The following is a 16818-nucleotide window of genomic DNA, read 5'->3' as shown; positions in this document are numbered from 1 at the left end:
TTTGCTCCTTAAATACTCCTTAATGAATTTATTATAAAATCATTTTCGTTTAGACTATCTTTAGTAATAGAAACTAAAGATGGTATTTGATTAATACCCAATTTTTTGATTAATTCCCTATTTTTATCAATGTCTATAATCATTTTTTTTATATTTTTATATGAGTCTTCTTCTTCTTTTAAAAAGTTTTTTTTCATTAAATTCGAAGAGCTTGACCAATTTGCATGAAATAGGGCTATTATTTTTTTATTATCAACTAATATCTTTTTTAAAAATTCTTTTGAAATTTTATAATCAACTATTTGCATAAATCGTCTTTTATTGAAGATATAATTTTTTCGACAGCTTCATCTGTTGGCATTTTTAAGTTTTCCATATCAGATCTTTTTGAAAATTCTACCATATCATCTTTTGCATCTTTTCCTACAGTAATCCTATAAGGAACTCCAACCAAGTCTCTGTCATTAAATTTAACTCCAGCTCTTTCTTTTCTATCATCAAGCATTACTTCAATGCCTGCATCTAATAATTTATTGTAGATTTTTTCTGCTATTTCTTTTTGCTCTTCATTGTTTTTGTTTACAAGAGTTATCCAAGCTTCAAATGGAGCAACTTTTGTTGGCCAAATTATTCCATTTTCATCGTAATGTTGCTCAATAATTGCAGAAATTGATCTTGTAATTCCTATTCCATAAGAGCCCATTATAAATGGTTTTTGTTTTCCATTTTCATCCAAGAAATAAGCCTCAAGACTTTCGGAATATTTTGTTCCCAATTGGAAAATATTTCCTACTTCTATTCCACGAGCAAGTTGAAGTTTTTCTTTTCCATCTTGTGAAAAGTCGCCTTCTTTTGCTGTCAACAAATCTTCGCAAACTTCCCCATCAAAATCTCTCTTATAATTTGCATTTATATAATGATGGTCAGTTTTGTTTGCTCCAATTACCATATTTTTATATCTTGTAATTGACTTATCAACAATAACTCTCACATCTTCTTTTAAATCTTTTGGACCAGTAAAACCTGGTTCTGCTCCTGTGATTTTTCTTATTGTTTCATCATCCATCATTTCTATTTCATGTTCTGGAACTTGTAAATAAGAAATTAATTTTGCCATATTTAATTCCCTATCTCCTGGAACAATAACAAGAACAGGTTCACCTTTTACCAATAAATCTACAGCTTTGGCACATTTATTTTCATCTATTTTTAGAAAATTTGAAACTTCTTCAATTGTTTTTGCATCTTTTGTTTCAACTAATTCTAATTCCTTTTCTTTTTCATTTTCGTCAATTTCTAGGAAAAATTTTGCAGATTCATCAGTTGCTGCATAATTTGAATTTTCTGTATAAAAAATTTCGCCTTCTCCTGTTTCTGCAAGTGCCATAAATTCGTGGCTTATATTTCCACCCATAGCTCCAGAATCTCCCTCAACAATTTTATAATCAAGGCCTAGGGCATCAAAAACTTCTACATAAGCATCCCACATTTTTTGGTAAGATTTTTCCAAGCCTTCCATATCAACGTCAAATGAATAAGCATCTTTCATTATAAAATCTCTTGACCTATTTATTCCAAATCTTGGTCTTTTTTCATCCCTAAATTTCGAAACTATTTGGTACAAATTTAATGGAAGTTGCTTATACGAATTTAATTCGTCTTTAATCAAATTTGTAAATTGTTCTTCGGCAGTTGGTCCAAGACAAAATTCTCTGTCGTGTCTATCTTTTATTTTAAACATTTCCGGTCCAAAATTTTGCCATCTACCAGATTTTTCCCAAATATCTTTACTTTGTAATACTGATGTACTTACTTCTATAGAATCATATTTTTCCATAGATTTTCTTACAATATTTTCAATTTTATTTATAACTTTCATTCCTAATGGTAAGTAGGAATAAACTCCTGATGAAGTTTTTCTAATAAAAGCTCCTCTTACCAAAAGCTTATGACTTTGTGTTTCTGCATCTTGAGGATCATCTCTTAATGTAGGCATATAATAATTCGATAATCTCATTTATCCTCCACTTTTTAAATTTTTATCCTTAAAAATATTATCACACTTAGTTTTTTTAATCAATTATTCTACGATTGTAACTTTTTGAACTTCTTCGCCACAATTTGCTTCAAAATTTATTTCTGATAAAATATTTTCTTCCAAATTTGCGACAATGCAAGGTGTAATTATTGAAGGCACTTTGTCTTTTATTTTTTCAATATCTACTGACAATACCTTATCGCCTTTTTTAACCATATCTCCAACTTTAACATGAGGAGTAAAGCCTTCGCCTTTTAATTCTACAGTTTCAAGTCCAAAATGTACTAATACTTCAAGTCCTTCTTGTGTTTTTATTCCGATCGCATGGTAGCCTTCTGGTTGTAAAGTAACTTCTCCACTTACCGGAGCAAAAACTTCGCCATTTTCAGGTTCTACTGCAAATCCATCTCCTACCATTTTTTCTGCAAAAACTGGATCTGGCACTTCTTCTAATTTTACAACTTTTCCTTTTACAGGACTTGCTATAGATACGATTTTTTCTTCCTTTTTTTCTTTTTAAAAAAATCAAACATTTATTTCTCCTTTAAATTTTTCATTGACAAACCAATTCTTTCTCTTTTTTTGTCAATTTCTATTACTTTTACTTTTATTATATCAGAATTTGTAACAATCTCATTTGGATCTTTTATAAATTTATCGCTCATATTTGATATATGAACAAGTCCATCAATTCCTACTCCAATATCAACAAAGCAACCGAACTCTGTAATATTTCTTACAGTTCCTTCCAAAATATCTCCCTCATTCAAATCATCTATTGATAAAATTTCACTTTTTGTAACAACTTCTGGAAGTTCATCTCTTGGATCACGTCCTGGTTTTTTTAATTCTTCAATTATATCTTTTAAAGTCAAAACGCCAACTTCAAGTTCGTCAGCACATTTTTCTAAATCAATTTCATCCAAATTATAATCTACAAGTTTTTTTGCAATAACGTAGCTTTCTGGATGAACTGCTGTATTATCCAAAAAATTTGGAGAGTCGGGAAATCTCAAAAATCCAGCTGCCATCTTATAAGTTTTATCTCCAAGACCTTTAACTTTTTTTAAGTCTTTTCTTTCTTTTATCGCACCATTTTTAAAATCTTCTTCGATTCTTTTTGCAAGATTTAAATTTAATCCGGAAACATAAGATAATAATTTGTAAGATGCATTATTTATATTTACCCCGACTTCATTTACACTATCTTCTACAACTTTTTCAAGCTCATCGTCTAATTTTTTTTGATTTATATCATGTTGATATTGACCAACGCCCAAATGTTTTGGATCAATTTTTACAAGCTCTGCCATAGGATCTTGAAGTCTTCTTGCCATTGAAACTGCACCTCTAATTGTAACATCAAGATTTGGAAATTCTTCTTCCCCAAGCTTTGATGCAGAATAAACAGAAGCTCCTGCTTCATTTACAATTGCATAAGAAACACCATCAACTTCTTTTAATAATTTATTTACAACAATTTCAGTTTCCCTACTTGCGGTTGCATTTCCCAAAGCAATTATATCAACATCGTATTTACTAATTAAATTTTTTAAAATCTCAATAGATTCTTTTTCTTTAGAGTGAGGTTTTACTGGATAAATTACAGCCTGATCTAAATATTTTCCGTGCTTATCAATAACAGCAACCTTACAACCTGTCCTAAAACCCGGATCAAGACCAATTATATTTTTATCTTTGATAGGTCTTTGTAAAATATATGGCTTCAAATTTTTTGAAAAAACTTTAATTGATTCATTTTCGGCATTTTCTGTAAGCTTATTTTTTATTTCAGTTGTTATTGTAGGAATTAAAAGCCTTTTGTATGAATCTTCAATAGCTTTTTTTATCAAAGATTCTGTATAATCATTGTTGGATTTATAAAGATTTTTGATTAAAGTTAGATTGTAATTATCTGTAAATTCTAATTTTACAGTCAAATCACCATTTTTTTCTGCCCTATTTAAGGCTAAAATTTGAAAAGGCTTTAAATTTTTAATTTTTTCATCAAAACCATAATAATTTTCATAAATCAAATCTTCATCTTCTTTTTTTTCTGCCAAAATTCTTGCCCTAACAAGTCCATCTCTTCTAATTATATTTTTTGCCTCAATGTTATTTGCAACATCTTCTGCCAAAATATCCAAAGATTTATTTATAGCATCGACTTCATCCTCTATGCCTTCTTTTATGTATTTTTTTGCAAGTTCAAGACCTTCTTCTTCACTTGTTGCATTCATCAAAATCTCATCCAAAAGCTCCATTAGACCAAGTTCTTTTGCCTTATCAGCTCTTGTTTTTCTTTTTTTCTTAAAAGGAGCATATATATCTTCAAGCTCAGTCAAAGTTTTTGCCTTTTCAATTTTTTCTTTCAATTCATCATCAAGCTTTTCTTGATTTTCCAAAGAAGTAAGAATTTCTTCTTTTCTTTTTTCAAAATTTCTAAGCCTTGTAAGTCCACTTTCAATATCTCTAATTTCAGTATCTTTTAAGCCACCAGTTTTTTCTTTTCTATATCTTGCAATGAAAGCAACAGTAGAGCCTTCATCTAATAATTTTATAACCTCATCGATACTTTTTTGATTAATATTCAATTCATCGGAAAGAATTTTTGATATTTCCATTATTACCTCACTAATTCAATCTAAAATCACAAAAATATAGGAGATTTCCTATATTTTTTAATTAATATATTTCTTTAAATACAAATATACTATACCCTAATAGGTCATTAATTCGAAAAAATAGAATATAATATTTAAGAATTATTAAAATTTGTGAAAGTAGTATAACTTTAAAACTTTTGTATTAGCTTTTAATCCAGTATGGTTACTATATAAATTACTACAAATTTTTAATATAAAATATAAAAGGAGAAAGATTATGAAGAAAAAGAAAAAAATATTTTTATTAATTTCAGCTATTATAATTATTAGTCTTAGTTTGATTTTTAAATATAAAACTAATAATGAAAAAGTAAAGACACCTAAACCTGATAAGATTAGTAGTATTACATTTATTAGAGTTATTAATGATAGAGGAGTTGAGAAAAGGGAAGTTTATAAAAAATCACATATAAATAAATTTTTAAATATAATAAAAGATTCAGAAAAAACAAAAAAGATAAGTACTTCAAATTTCCCTGATAAAGAAGAATTTATTATAGTTACTTTCAAAATTAAAGATGGTGGTTTTATTATAAGCTCAATTTATGAAGAAAATAATAGTATTTATTTTGAACAAGCTTTTAATGATATTTTTAAATTAAATTATAACGATAATTTATATTTACTGTTAGATAACATTTCCCAAGAAAATAATAAAGAAGATATTTCAGTAAATATTGAAGATTTATTATACAGTGACTTCTAAATATTATTATCCCTTTATTATATAGAATTTTTCACAAAGTAAAAAAGCTGGTGCAAAAACCATTATTGATTAATAATTTTCACCAGCTTTAATTTAATTTTCTGTTATATAATTTATTTTATATTTTGGGAAATTCATAGAAATTGTTCTTCCTTGAAATTCATTTCCAAATGACCTATCAAGCTCATATAGGTTTGATGGATCATAAAATACTACCTTTGAATTTTTTGCTTTTTGTGGAATCAAATCAAGTTGAAATTTATATTTTGACCTATTTTTTGAATAATCTAAAAGCAAATCAATAAATCTACCATAATCATAATCATTGAAATTTTCAAATTCCAAATCAAGCTTGTATTCATCTTCTTGTCTAATATCAGCTTTACACTTGTCTGATTTATAAGATTTTTTCACTCCATCAGCCAAATTTGTAAGAGAAATCATCGTGACAAGTTTGCTATTTTTATCATTTATAAGATTAATCAAATCATTTTGATTCATTTTATCTCTAAAATCATATAAATTTATTTCTTCATTTACATTTTCATTTAGTTTTTTATCTATATCTTTCAAATTTAATCTTTTTGTTTGAGTTTTTTCTAAATCATCCTCTACTTGTTCGTTTTCTTCTTTTTTCAAAACTTTTCTATCTGAATTTTTGCTTTTGTTTTGAGAATTTTTTCTAAAAGGAATATTTAAATCATCAAACCTCATTCTGCCTGTATTTCCCTTAAATGTATCAACTCTTTTATATGTATTGTATAAAGTTGTAAATACCATAAATAAAAAAGATAGGCTTGTAAGTAAGTGTAAAATATTTTTATAAATTCCACCTCCAGGATTAAATACATTTAATAAAAGCATAATCAAAAATGGAAGTGAGCCTGTGTATGCGAAAAAACTTTTTATAGGATTTTTATCAGACTTTTGTTTTTTTACTGGATTTTTATCTTTAAAAAGTTCTTTTTTTCTCTTATTTTTCATTATTCTTTTTATATTTTTATAGGCAAAAATAAAAAATCCCAAAGCATATAATATATTTATAATAAGCTTTATGCTAGGATAATTTTGGTAAATATCTATCGGCAAAACCCTCATGAAAAAATCGAAAATAAAGGTCATTACTAATAAAAATAAACCAGCCTTTATTAAAATTTTTGATATTAAAAACAAAATAGCAAGTCCTAAAATTAAAACTATAATTACTAATGGCAAATTCATTTTGTTCAAAATATCATATATTCCATCATAATTTAAATTATTCATATTACCACCTTTGAAATAATTATACCAAATATAAAAAAAAATTGAAATCTATCTGTATTGAATAAATTTTAAATTTTCGTATAATAAATTTATATGCTGGAATAGCTCAATCGGTAGAGCAATTGTATCGTAAACAAAAGGTTGCGGGTTCAAGTCCTGTTTCCAGCTCCAAATATAAAAAGGCTATTGCAAAAAATTATTTTTTTATAATTTTGCAATAGCCTTTTAAAATTTTTAATCTACAATATCTCCAATCAAATAATCATCTATTCGTTGAGTTATTTTTACATTTTTTATTTCATTAATTTCTACATTGTCTTTGCTGTGAACCCTTAAATAATTTGTAGAATATCCTGACCTATATCCGTCAAGCTCTGTTTTTGTTTCAAATAAAACTGAAAGAGTTTTTCCAATTTGCTTATCTAAAAATTTATGAGAAATTTCTTTTTCAATTTCAGATAATTCCTTTGACCTACGTTTTTTAATGTTTCCATCAACTTGATTTTTCATACTAGCAGCCTTAGTTCCATCTCTTTTTGAATATTTGAAAAGATGAGTTTTTGAAAATTTAATATCTTTTACAAAGTTTTTAGTTTCTTCGTGATTTTTTTCGCTCTCATTTGGAAAACCTACAATTATATCTGTTGTAAGTCCTGCATTTGGAAAATATTCCCTAATCAAATCTACTTTTTCTTTAAAAACTTTTGTGGTATATTTTCTATTCATTAATTTTAAAACATCATCAGAACCTGATTGGAGGGATAAATGAAAATGGTCGCAAGCTTTTTTTGTATCTTTCATTCTTTGTAAAAATTCCCTATCAATATGCCTTGGCTCCATTGATGATAATCTAATTCTTTCTATCCCATCAATTTTTGCAATGTGTTCGATTACATCTATTAATGAAATATCCAAATCAAAATCTTTTCCATAACTTGCAACATGAATTCCTGTAAGGACAATTTCCTTATAACCATTATTCCTAAGTCTTTTTGCCTCATCAATTATTGAAACCAAATCCCTTGATGCAATATTTCCTCTTGCATAAGGAATCAAACAATATGAGCAATACATATTACAACCATCTTGGATTTTTATATAAGCTCGAGTCATATCACTTTGATTTGAAATTTCCAAATCTTCAATAGCTTCTCCTATTGAAAATTCTTCAACATCTTCCATTTTTTTATTATTTTTAATGAAATTTTCGCAAAGGTCAACCACTTCTTCTTTGTTTCTAGAACCCAAAATTATATCAACGCCATCAATTTTTTTTACTTCATCAGCCTTTACTTGTGAATAGCAACCAATAACTGCAATTACTGCATCTTTGTTTTCTTTTCTAGCTTTTGAAATAGTTTGTCTGGATTTTCTATCGCTCATATTTGTTACTGTGCAAGTATTTATAACATAAATATCAGCATTTTCTTCTTTTTTTTCAAATCCTCTTTTTTTAAATAATTCTTCTATGGCCTCTGATTCATATTGGTTTACTTTACATCCTAAAGTTTTTATATTAAATGTTTTTTTCATTAATCAAACAAATCCTTTAATTTTTCAAAAAAGTTCTTGTCTTCTTTTACCTCATCGCCAGATATTTCAGCAAACTCTTTTAATTTTTCCTTTTGTTCTTTGGATAATTTTGTTGGAGTAATAACTTTTACATAAAAATAAAGGTCTCCTTGTCTTTTATATCTATCAGATTTTATTCCTTCATTTTTAATTCTAAATTTACTTCCTGTTTGAGTTCCTGCTGGGATGTGATATTCTTGAGTTGTTGTAAGAGTAGGAACTTCTACATTTCCACCCAAAGCTGCTGTTGCAAAAGATATTGGCATCTCATAATAAATATCAAGTCCATCTCTTTTAAAAATTTCGTGCTCTTCAACTTTTAAAATTATATACAAATCTCCATAAGAACCACCATTTTCTCCAGCATTTCCTTTGCCAACAACTCTAATTACAGAATCATTTTCAACACCTGATGGTATATCAATTTTGATTTTTTCATTTTTAATTTTTCTACCGCTACCATTACAATCTGGACATTTTTCCTCAATTATTTCTCCAGATCCATGGCAATTATCACAAGTTGTTTGGCGAGAAACAGTTCCAAATGGAGTTTGACTTATATTATTTATAACGCCCGTTCCATTACACTTAGGACAAGTTTTAATTTTACTTTCATCTTTTGCACCTTTGCCGTTACAAGTTTCACATTCAACTTCTCTTCTTACTTGAATTTCTTTAGAAATTCCAAAAGCTGATTCTTTGAAAGTTAATTTTACAACTTGTTGAATATCAGAACCTTTTCTTGGTCTTTTTCTATTTTGACTTCTTCCTTGAGAAAAAATATCTCCAAATATGTCCCCAAATATATCTCCAAATCCACCAAAATCGCCAGAAAATCCGCCAGCTCCACCATTTTCAAATGCAGCTGCTCCGTAAGTATCATATTGACGTTTTTTTTGTGGATCAGATAAGATTTCATAAGCTTCAGATATTTCTTTAAATTTTTCTTGAGCTTCTTCGTCATCTGGATTTAAATCTGGATGATATTTTTTTGCAAGTTTCCTATATTTTCTTTTTAATTCAGAATCAGTGACATTTTTGTCAACTTCTAATAATTCATAAGGGTCTTTCATTTATCCTCCAATATAAAAAAAATAAATTATTGCTAATTTCAGACTTTTTTATAAAGTATATAAATCCTCATGCTTAGAATATCATACGGAAAAAATTGATTTGATTTCAAATTTAAAAATTCGTTAAAAATCGCACTGTTTGAGCGTTAGCGAGTTTGCGATTTTAGAATTTTTAAATTTAGAAATCAACAATTTTTGAAGTCAGATATTCGTGCTTGAGGGTTTATATATGCTCTAAAATTATTTCTAATTTATTTGTAGTATCTTAATTTATAATTTTATTTTTTTATCTAAGCTCAACTATTATACCACTTTGATAAAAAAATTAAATTATATTTTAAAATTTAAAATAAAAATAAAGAATAAGAAGCAAGGCCTCCTATTCTTTATATTTTATTTATTTTTATTCTTCGTCGTCATCTACAACTTCATAATCTGCATCTACTACATCGTCATCTGCTTTTCCAGCGTTTTGACCTTCTTGACTTGCTTGAGCGTTTTTATACATTGCTTCACTCATTGAGTAGATTTCTTGTTGTAGAGCTTCTGTTTTTGCTTTGATGTCTTCAGTATTGTCAGCTTTAATGCTAGCTTCAAGATCTTTAATTTTTTCTTCAATCTTATCTTTTTCGCTTCCTTCAACTTTTGCATCTTCAAGAGTTTTTCTTGCTTGATAAACTAATGATTCAGCATTGTTTTTAACTTCAATACTTTCTTTTTTCTTTTTATCATCTTCAGCAAATTTTTCAGCTTCTTTTACTTTTTTATCTATTTCTTCATCAGTTAAGTTTGTTGATGATGTGATAGTAATTTTTTGTTCTTTTCCACTTCCTTGGTCTTTTGCAGATACATTTACAATACCATTTGCATCTATATCAAATGTAACTTCGATTTGTGGAACTCCACGTCTTGCTGCAGGAATTCCTGTAAGTTGGAATCTACCAAGTGTAGTATTGTCTGCTGCCATTTCTCTTTCACCTTGTACAACGTGAATATCTACATCAGTTTGTCCGTCTGCAGCCGTTGTAAAGATTTGAGATTTTTTAGTTGGAATTGTTGTATTTCTTTCGATTAATTTTGTAGCAACTCCACCAAGAGTTTCTATTCCTAGTGAAAGTGGTGTAACGTCAAGAAGTAATAAATCCTTAACTTCTCCTGTTAAAACTCCACCTTGAATTGCAGCACCAAGTGCAACACATTCATCAGGATTTATATCTCTTTGTGGTTCTTTTCCAATTATATTTTTAACTAAATCTTGAACTGCAGGAATTCTTGATGATCCACCTACAAGTAATACTTTTTCTATATCGCTTGATGATAAAGAAGCATCTTTTAATGCATCTTCAACTGGTCCTCTTGTAGCTTCAACTAAATCGTGAGTTAATTCATCAAATTTTGCTCTTGTAACTGTTAAGTCTAAGTGAACTGGTTGTCCATCAACTGCTGTAATAAATGGTAAGTTTACATTTGTTGTTTTTGTTGATGATAATTCTTTTTTAGCTTTTTCTGCTGCATCTTTTAATCTTTGCATAGCTGTAAGATCTTTTGTTAAATCTACACCAGTTTCTTTTTTAAATTCAGCTGCAAGATATTCAACTAATCTATTATCAAAGTCATCTCCACCTAATTTATTATTTCCTCTTGTAGATAAAACTTCAAATACTCCATCGCCAACTTCAAGAATTGAAACGTCAAATGTACCACCACCAAGGTCGTAAACCATAATTTTTGCTTGGTCAGTTTCTTTGTCCATTCCGTATGCAAGTGCTGCTGCTGTTGGTTCGTTTATAATTCTTTTTACATTTAAGCCTGCAATTTTTCCAGCGTCTTTTGTAGCTTGTCTTTGAGCATCTGTAAAGTAAGCAGGAACTGTTATTACTGCATCTGTTACTGTATCATTTAAATAACTTTCTGCATCTGATTTTAATTTTTGTAAAATCATTGCTGAAACTTCTTCTGGTGTGTAAGAATTTCCATCAATTTCATTTGTTTTAAAATCTGATCCCATTTCTCTTTTGATTGATGAGATTGTTCTGTCTGGATTTGTTATTGCTTGTCTTTTTGCAGTTTCTCCAACAAGTCTTTCTCCATCTTTTGTAAAAGCTACAACTGATGGTGTTGTTCTGTTTCCTTCAGTATTTGGGATTATTGTTGAATCCCCACCTTCCATAACGGCAACTGCTGAGTTTGTTGTTCCTAAATCAATTCCTATAATTTTTGCCATATTAATTCCTCCTATTTTGCAACTTTAACCATACTTGGTCTTATAACTCTATCATTTAGTTTGTATCCTTTTTGATAGGTTTCTATAATATAATTTGATTTGAAATCTTCGTTTTCTTCTGTTTGAAAAGCGTGGTGGAAATTTGGATCAAATTCTACTCCATCAGATTCGATTTCTTCAAGTCCTTCTTTTTCCAAAACTTTCCAAAAAGAATCTCTTGTCATCATTATTCCTTTAACAAAAGAATCTTCTTCATCCTGATCTTTAAGCGCCCTATCAAAATTATCTAAAACTGGTAAAAGTTCTTCTATTAAATTTGATGATGCAAACTTTTTAAAATCAGACCTTGCCTTTTCTTCTCTTTTTTTGAAATTTGTAAAATCTGCCAATAGTCTTTGGTATTTTTCTTTGTATTCATTATCATCATCTGATAAATCTTCTTCTACATTACCTTCTTCATCGACTATTTCAGCATCAATTTCTTCTAGTTGTTCATCTATATTTTCTTCTTGTTCAACATTTTCATCATGCTTTTTTTCATTGTCCACCTTAAACACCTACCTTATTATTTGCTAAGTAAATCTGATATTAGTTTGATGTCAGAAATAACTTCCTTATAATCAATTCTTGTAAGTCCTATAATTCCAATTTGGCCTACAATGTCTTTGTCATAATTAAAATGTGAAGTTATGATTGTATTATCTTTCAATTCATTTATCTCATTTTCATCACCAATAGTAATTTGTAATTCGTTGTTGGAATTTTCAATCAATTCCCAAATTCTTTCCTTACTATCAAATATCTTAATAAACTCTCTAGCCTTAATTGGATCTTCAAATTCTTTGAAATTAAAAATATTGCCTAGTCCCTTTATAATAACTTCTTTAGTCAAATCGCTTAAAGAATCATTGTTGATTTTTTTCTCCAAAATATCTAACAGATTATCATACTTCTTAAAGCCAGAATTTTTGATTTTTTCAAAAATTTTTGCAAGGTCTTTTAAATTTTTTCCTTCAATGCTTTGTTTTAAAATTCTAGAAATTTCTATTAATTTTTCATCATCAATTTCTTCACTTATATAAATTCTATCGCTTATTAAACTTCCGTTATCATAAACAACTATAAACAAAAGCATGCTAGGATTAATTTTTAAAAGTTCTAAATTTATGACTTTAGTAATATTGTTTCTTATTGTGTAAGAAACAGCTGTAAGATTTGTCATTTTTGAAAGAAGCAGTGTTGCAGTCTCCACAATTTTTGAAACATTGCCATATCTTTTATCAAGAATTTTTTCTAAATTTTCATCTTCTTTTTCATTTAATGAATTTTCTAATAAATTATTTACATAAAGTCTGTAACCTTTATCAGATGGGTATCTTCCTCCCGATGTGTGAGCTTTTTCTAAAAGCCCCATTTTTTCAAGAGTGCTCATCTCATTTCTAATTGTTGCAGACGAAATATCTAGAGAATATTCATTAAGTAATGAATTTGAACCAATAGGCTCTCCAAGATTAACGTATGAGTTTATAATGGAAAAGAGTATCATCTTCTTTCTCTCGTTCATTATTTTCACCTCATTTAGCACTCCAATTATCTGACTGCTAATTATAATATACTAGGTAAATTTCTTTTTGCAAGTTATATTATTTCAATATAAAATTCATTTGATAAATCAAAACCCTTGTGAGTAAATCTTAAATTTTTATCAATTTCAAAAAATCCTTCTTTATAAAATTTTTCAACTATTTCACTATACTTTTCTAAAAGAGAATGCCCAAAAATATTTTCAAATTCTTTTAAGTTGATCCCTTCCACTTCTCTTAATTTAAAAATTATATATTCTTTTTCTCTTTCATCTTCTGAAATAAATTCTCTAAATTCTATTGGAAATTTTCCTTCATTAATTAATTTTTCATATTTTACAAAATTTTTTACGTTATTATATCTTGCATTTGACAAAAATCCGGATGCACCAAGTCCAAAGGCAAGGTATCCACCTTCTGACCAATATTTTTTGTTGTGGTAAGATTCAAATCCCTTTTTTGAAAAATTAGAAATTTCATACCTATTTAGTCCCAAATCTTTCAAATATTTTTCAATATAAGAAAAAATATCTCTTTCCAAATCATCATCCATCAAATCAAGCTTATTTTTCTTATACAAACTATAAAAATGTGATCCTTTTTCAAGTATTAAAGAATAATAAGATAAATGTTCTGGATTTATCTTTTTTATTATCTCCAAATCATTTTTTATAGAATCAAAATTTCCACTAGGCAGATTTAAAATCATATCTAAAGATAGATTTTTAAAACCTGCTTTTCTTATATTTTCTATATCTTTTAAGACAATTTCCTTATTATGGTCCCTGCCAATTTTTTTTAAAACTTTATCATCAAAAGATTGGACACCAAGAGAAATTCTATTTATTCCCAAGCTCTTGTAAGCTTTTAATTTTTCCAAGGTCAAAGAATTTGGATTTGCCTCAATTGTAAATTCTTTTACATGACTTAAATCAAAATTTTTCAAAATTTCTACAAGCTCAATTATATAATGATAATCAACGTAAGTTGGCGTACCTCCACCAATATAAATAGAATCGACTTCTACTTTCATATTTTTTTGGTACAAGATTATTTCTTTTTTTAAATTTTCAAAATATGAATCAATCCAAGATTCTAAATTTTGAAAAGCTGTAAAATCGCAATAAAAACATTTTTTCTTACAAAAAGGAATATGAATATAGATTCCAATTTTTTCCATATTTTCTCCTTAAATTTTTGCAAATAAAAAGTTAGGACTTATCCTAACTTTTATTCATCATCATATTTCAAAACAGCAAGGAAGGCATCTTGTGGAATTTGTACGCTTCCTAATTGTCTCATTCTCTTCTTTCCTTCTTTTTGTTTTTCTAGAAGTTTTTTCTTTCTTGATATATCTCCACCGTAGCATTTTGCAATTACATCTTTTCTCAAAGCTTTTACGGTTTCTCTTGCTATAACTTTTGAATCGATTGTAGCTTGAATTGGAATTGCAAATTGTTGTCTTGGAATTTGATCTTTCAATTTTTCGACAATTGATCTTCCCCTAGCATAGGCGAAATCTTTGTGAACAATTGTAGATAGAGCATCAACTTTATCTTCATTGATTTTTATATCAAGTTTTATTAAATTACTTTCTTCATAATCTACAACTTCATAATCAAGCGAAGCATATCCTTTTGATCTTGATTTTAAAGAATCAAAAAAGTTATAGATTACTTCATTTAAAGGAATTTTATATTTTATTGAAACCCTATTTTCGTCAATATATGACATATCTATAAGATCTCCTCTTCTTGCTTGTGCAAGTTCCATTACAGGTCCTATATATTCTTTTGGAGTCATAATTTCAGAAATTGTAATTGGCTCTTTTACATATTCAATTTCTGATGGTGGAGGAAAATCATTAGGATTTTCTAATTTTTTTTCTTCGTGTCCTTTTGTTTTTACCTTATAAATTACTGATGGTGCTGTTGCGATTATGTCCAAATCATATTCTCTTTCAAGTCTTGCTGTGATAATATCCATGTGCAAAAGACCTAAAAATCCACATCTTAATCCAACGCCAAGAGCTTGTGAATTTTCTTGTTCAAAAACTAAAGACGCATCATTTACTTGAAGCTTTTCCAAAGAATCTTTTAATTTGTTAAATGATTCTCCTTCAGCTGGATAAATTCCAGAATAAACCATTGGCAAAACTTCTTTGTAGCCAGAAAGTGCTTTTTGTGTTGGATTATTTTTTAAGGTAATTGTATCTCCAACTCTCGCATTTCTAATATCTTTTATGCTTGCTTCAATAAATCCTACATCTCCGCTTTTTAATTCTTTGGTTTCAATTCTATTTTTCATAGTATATCCTACGCCAGTTACTTCGTAAGATTTTCCACTTGCCATCATCAAAATTTCATCGCCTGCTTTTACACTTCCTTCAAAAATTCTAACATAGCAAATTACCCCCCTGTATGAATCATAATATGAATCAAAAATCAAAGCCTTTAATGGTTTGTCATCATGATCTTCTGGGGCTGGAACATTTTCTATAATATCTTCAAGTACATCTTCAATATTTAAACCAGTTTTTGCAGAAATTAAGGGAATATTTTCTGTATCAAGACCAATTTGATTTTCTATTTCTTCTTTTGTTTCTTCGACTCTTGCACTTTCAAGGTCAATTTTATTTAAAACTGGCAAAATTTCCAAATCTTGTTCAAGTGCAAGATAAGTGTTTGCCAAAGTTTGAGCTTCAACTCCTTGGGAAGCATCAACAACCAAAATTGCTCCTTCGCAAGCTTTTAATGATCTTGAAACTTCATAAGTAAAGTCAACATGGCCTGGAGTATCAATCAAATTTAAATCGTAAATTTTTCCATCATTAGCCTTGTATTTTAACTTTACTGATTTTAATTTTATGGTTATTCCTCTTTCTTGCTCAAGCTCCATGCTATCTAGCATTTGATCATTTATATCTCTTTTTGCAACAGATTGAGTTTTCTCAATTAATCTATCTGCAAGAGTAGATTTTCCATGGTCAATATGAGCAATTATAGAGAAATTTCTAATATTCTCTTTTTTCTTCATTATCTGTTTTCCTTATCTACAAATCCTATATCATAAATCGGGAAAAATCTTAAAAATGCGTGCCCTACAATTTTTTCTTCAGAAATCGGACCAAAATTTCTTGAGTCATTGCTTGCATTTGGAAGTCTATTATCTCCCATAACAAAATATTCTCCTTCGCCAACTTCCCAAGATGAATTTTCATTTGTTGTTAGGGTTTCTTCATTATTTATATAATTTTCTTCGTAGATTTCTCCGTTTACATACACATTTCCATCTTTAACTTCTATATTATCTCCTGGCATACCAACTATTCTTTTTATATACAAAGTATCTTCTTGGTCTGGAGCATTAATTATTACAATATCTGCCCTATTGTATCCCTTAAAATGTTTTGAAACTTTGTCAACAAATAGCATATCGCCACTATGTAATGTATTTAGCATAGAATTTCCTTCAACTTTTGTTGCATCCATTATAAAAATTTTTATAACAAAAGCAATTGCCAATGCCAAAAGTATTGTTTTTATCCAATCAAGAAATTCTAAATCATTAGATTTTTCTGTCATATAACACCTCTCTCATTTTATAATTATAAACGAATATCTCAAAAGTTCCAAATATTTTAATATTTAAAATTTATAAAGATTTGTAATAAATATAGTTTTATGGTAA

Annotated in this window: 14 protein-coding genes and 1 tRNA gene; 2 read left to right on the top strand and 13 right to left on the bottom strand. The window is 28.1% G+C overall.

The genetic code is table 11. The features are described from left to right. Positions 1-8: 8 nt before the first annotated feature. The 4 genes from HGAG_RS00730 to HGAG_RS00715 all read right to left on the bottom strand — a co-directional run bounded on the left by HGAG_RS00730 (position 9) and on the right by HGAG_RS00715 (position 4662). Entirely contained in the window at positions 9-308 is a 300-nt protein-coding gene (locus tag HGAG_RS00730; protein ID WP_004839036.1) for a thioredoxin family protein, read from the bottom strand. Then, positions 299-2017 carry a proline--tRNA ligase gene (locus HGAG_RS00725; protein ID WP_019117490.1) on the bottom strand — a complete coding sequence of 573 codons (1719 nt, stop codon included), beginning with the start codon at positions 2015-2017 and terminating at the stop codon, positions 299-301. The genes HGAG_RS00730 and HGAG_RS00725 overlap by 10 nt, the downstream gene beginning before the upstream one ends. Positions 2018-2080: 63 nt before the next feature. After that, on the bottom strand, positions 2081-2482 hold the full coding sequence (locus HGAG_RS10315; RefSeq protein ID WP_019117489.1) for a PTS sugar transporter subunit IIA: 402 nt from the start codon (positions 2480-2482) through the stop codon (positions 2081-2083). 89 nt (positions 2483-2571) lie between these two features. Then, the gene (locus HGAG_RS00715; RefSeq protein WP_019117488.1) at positions 2572-4662 is read right to left on the bottom strand and encodes a Tex-like N-terminal domain-containing protein; all 2091 of its coding nucleotides are present in this window, start codon (positions 4660-4662) and stop codon (positions 2572-2574) included. A 259-nt stretch (positions 4663-4921) separates the two neighbouring features. Here HGAG_RS00715 and HGAG_RS00710 point away from each other — a divergent pair, with 259 nt between their 5' ends. Continuing rightward, positions 4922-5410, top strand: a complete 489-nt coding sequence (locus HGAG_RS00710) for a DUF5301 domain-containing protein (protein ID WP_019117487.1) — start codon at positions 4922-4924, stop codon at positions 5408-5410. A gap of 93 nt (positions 5411-5503) precedes the next feature. On the opposite strand, the gene HGAG_RS00705 is transcribed toward HGAG_RS00710, so the two are convergent. Then, positions 5504-6676, bottom strand: coding sequence for a hypothetical protein (locus HGAG_RS00705; protein ID WP_019117486.1), 1173 nt, complete (start codon positions 6674-6676; stop codon positions 5504-5506). 95 nt (positions 6677-6771) lie between these two features. Here HGAG_RS00705 and HGAG_RS00700 point away from each other — a divergent pair. Next, positions 6772-6847, top strand: a tRNA-Thr gene (locus HGAG_RS00700). 63 nt (positions 6848-6910) lie between these two features. Here the strand turns inward: HGAG_RS00700 and mtaB are convergent. From mtaB to lepB, 8 genes are all read right to left on the bottom strand, one after another. Then, a complete protein-coding gene (gene mtaB, locus HGAG_RS00695) occupies positions 6911-8209 on the bottom strand; it encodes a tRNA (N(6)-L-threonylcarbamoyladenosine(37)-C(2))-methylthiotransferase MtaB (RefSeq protein WP_019117485.1) in 1299 nt (432 codons plus the stop codon). After that, on the bottom strand, positions 8209-9321 hold the full coding sequence (dnaJ, locus tag HGAG_RS00690; RefSeq protein WP_019117484.1) for a molecular chaperone DnaJ: 1113 nt from the start codon (positions 9319-9321) through the stop codon (positions 8209-8211). Before dnaJ ends, mtaB begins: the two co-directional genes overlap by 1 nt. 403 nt (positions 9322-9724) lie before the next feature. Continuing rightward, the gene (gene dnaK, locus HGAG_RS00685; RefSeq protein ID WP_019117483.1) at positions 9725-11545 is read right to left on the bottom strand and encodes a molecular chaperone DnaK; all 1821 of its coding nucleotides are present in this window, start codon (positions 11543-11545) and stop codon (positions 9725-9727) included. A gap of 11 nt (positions 11546-11556) precedes the next feature. Then, complete coding sequence (gene grpE, locus HGAG_RS00680) at positions 11557-12093, bottom strand: nucleotide exchange factor GrpE (RefSeq protein ID WP_019117482.1); 537 nt, start codon at positions 12091-12093, stop codon at positions 11557-11559. Positions 12094-12110: 17 nt separating this feature from the next. After that, a complete protein-coding gene (gene hrcA / locus HGAG_RS00675) occupies positions 12111-13109 on the bottom strand; it encodes a heat-inducible transcriptional repressor HrcA (protein ID WP_019117481.1) in 999 nt (332 codons plus the stop codon). A gap of 74 nt (positions 13110-13183) precedes the next feature. Then, a complete protein-coding gene (gene hemW / locus HGAG_RS00670) occupies positions 13184-14308 on the bottom strand; it encodes a radical SAM family heme chaperone HemW (RefSeq protein ID WP_019117480.1) in 1125 nt (374 codons plus the stop codon). 50 nt (positions 14309-14358) lie between these two features. After that, the gene (gene lepA, locus HGAG_RS00665) at positions 14359-16164 is read right to left on the bottom strand and encodes a translation elongation factor 4 (protein ID WP_019117479.1); all 1806 of its coding nucleotides are present in this window, start codon (positions 16162-16164) and stop codon (positions 14359-14361) included. Continuing rightward, the gene (lepB, locus tag HGAG_RS00660; RefSeq protein ID WP_004839049.1) at positions 16164-16712 is read right to left on the bottom strand and encodes a signal peptidase I; all 549 of its coding nucleotides are present in this window, start codon (positions 16710-16712) and stop codon (positions 16164-16166) included. Before lepB ends, lepA begins: the two co-directional genes overlap by 1 nt. Positions 16713-16818: the final 106 nt, after the last annotated feature.

The organism is Anaerococcus obesiensis ph10 (assembly GCF_000311745.1).
Lineage (GTDB): Bacteria > Bacillota > Clostridia > Tissierellales > Peptoniphilaceae > Anaerococcus > Anaerococcus vaginalis.
Note: the sequence above shows the minus strand (reverse complement) of the source record. Positions and strands in the feature narration are given on the sequence as shown.